The sequence below is a fragment of the Streptococcus sp. SN3 genome, from assembly GCF_030439905.1.
On record NZ_JAQFJF010000021.1, the window covers coordinates 1 to 1653 of the forward strand.

The 1653-nt window shown below is 56.7% G+C and carries 1 protein-coding gene; it reads right to left on the minus strand.

What is annotated here, in order from left to right; translation table 11 throughout:
• Window positions 1-1653: hypothetical protein (locus tag PCY71_RS14890; RefSeq protein WP_301412813.1), on the minus strand; the 1653-nt coding region annotated here is incomplete at both ends.

Genomic DNA, 1653 nt, shown 5'->3' on the forward strand with positions numbered 1-1653 from the left:
GTACGTCCGCGTCTACTAGCGCGTCTATGAGTGCCAGCACATCGGCATCAACGAGTGCGTCAGTAAGCGCAAGTACGTCAGCATCAACGAGTGCATCAGTAAGTGCAAGTACGTCCGCATCGACGAGCGCCTCTGTATCAGCAAGCACGTCCGCGTCTACAAGTGCATCTGTATCAGCAAGTACGTCTGCTTCAACGAGCGCGTCAGTGAGCGCAAGTACGTCCGCATCGACGAGCGCGTCAGTGAGCGCAAGTACGTCCGCATCGACGAGCGCCTCTGTATCAGCAAGCACCTCGGCTTCAACGAGTGCATCAGTAAGTGCAAGTACGTCAGCGTCAACCAGCGCGTCAGTGAGTGCCAGCACATCTGCATCAACCAGCGCGTCAGTGAGTGCCAGCACGTCAGCATCGACAAGTGCATCCGTAAGCGCAAGTACGTCTGCTTCAACGAGCGCGTCAGTGAGCGCAAGTACGTCCGCATCGACGAGTGCGTCAGTAAGTGCAAGCACATCTGCGTCGACGAGTGCCTCAGTTTCAGCAAGCACATCTGCGTCAACCAGCGCCTCAGTTTCCGCAAGTACCTCAGCGTCCACGAGCGCCTCAGTTTCCGCAAGTACCTCAGCCTCCACGAGTGCGTCTGTAAGTGCAAGTACGTCCGCGTCTACGAGTGCGTCCGTGAGCGCAAGTACCTCAGCCTCCACGAGTGCATCAGTAAGTGCAAGTACGTCCGCCTCAACCAGTGCATCCGTAAGTGCAAGTACGTCCGCCTCGACGAGCGCATCAGTTTCAGCCAGCACGTCAGCCTCGACGAGTGCGTCTGTATCTGCAAGCACGTCTGCCTCCACGAGTGCATCAGTAAGTGCAAGCACGTCAGCCTCGACGAGTGCATCAGTAAGCGCAAGTACGTCAGCGTCGACAAGTGCATCCGTATCTGCAAGCACGTCAGCGTCAACGAGTGCATCAGTAAGTGCAAGCACGTCCGCGTCTACGAGTGCGTCAGTGAGTGCAAGTACCTCAGCGTCAACGAGTGCATCGGTAAGTGCAAGTACGTCAGCTTCCACGAGCGCATCAGTTTCAGCCAGCACGTCAGCCTCGACGAGTGCGTCTGTCTCAGCAAGTACCTCAGCTTCAACCAGCGCCTCAACAAGTGCAAGTACGTCCGCTTCAACGAGTGCGTCAGTATCAGCAAGCACCTCAGCGTCAACGAGCGCATCAGTAAGTGCAAGTACCTCAGCATCGACAAGTGCGTCAGTATCAGCAAGCACCTCAGCATCTACTAGCGCGTCAGTGAGCGCAAGTACGTCCGCGTCGACGAGTGCTTCAGTGAGCGCAAGCACCTCAGCTTCAACAAGCGCGTCAGTTTCAGCAAGCACCTCGGCATCGACAAGTGCTTCAGTCAGCGCAAGCACCTCGGCTTCAACAAGCGCATCTGTATCTGCCAGCACGTCCGCATCGACGAGTGCGTCAGTAAGTACAAGCACCTCAGCTTCCACGAGTGCGTCAGTGAGTGCCAGCACGTCCGCATCGACGAGTGCGTCAGTAAGCGCAAGTACGTCCGCATCAACTAGCGCGTCAGTGAGTGCAAGCACATCTGCGTCGACGAGTGCCTCAGTTTCAGCAAGCACATCTGCGTCAACCAGCGCATCAGTAAGCG